The sequence below is a fragment of the Thioclava sp. JE_KL1 genome, from assembly GCF_009296265.1.
GTDB lineage: Bacteria > Pseudomonadota > Alphaproteobacteria > Rhodobacterales > Rhodobacteraceae > Thioclava.
In genome coordinates this window covers 1-453 of record NZ_WBJS01000096.1, presented here as the reverse complement: position 1 = coordinate 453, position 453 = coordinate 1, and the positions used below count along the sequence as shown (strand labels likewise).

1 protein-coding gene is annotated in these 453 nt (G+C 40.6%); it reads left to right on the top strand.

Features of this window, described 5'->3' with window-relative positions:
- The coding region (locus F8R15_RS21625) for a hypothetical protein (RefSeq protein WP_172976298.1) at positions 1–453 on the top strand (453 nt) is incomplete at both ends.

Genomic DNA, 453 nt, shown 5'->3' with positions numbered 1-453 from the left:
CTTCCTGTCTGACGGTGAGCCAACAGATAATAAATATTCTGTTAATGATGACAGTGATCAAACCATTAAAGACTGGAAATCTTTTGTCGATTCAAATGTTGATGAATTGAATGTTATTGGTGTTGGAAATAATGTTTCCGATGATTATTTGGATGTGGTACAGGTTCAGGATGGCAAAGACGCCGTTATCGTTACCGATGAAACACAACTGGCAGATGTCATGACAAGTAATGTGACCTTGTCTGTTTCTGGAACGGTGTCCGATAATGTTACGGGCGGCGATGGCCACATTTCTATTCAGGGTATCCAAGTTGACGGTACGACTTATACATCAACTAACTTCCCTAGTGATGGTGTATCCATTGCAGGAAAAGGAACTTTGACATTTGATTTTTCAACGGGTAATTACACCTACTCAGCAGCGTCTAATGAGTTTACTCAAGATGCTACACC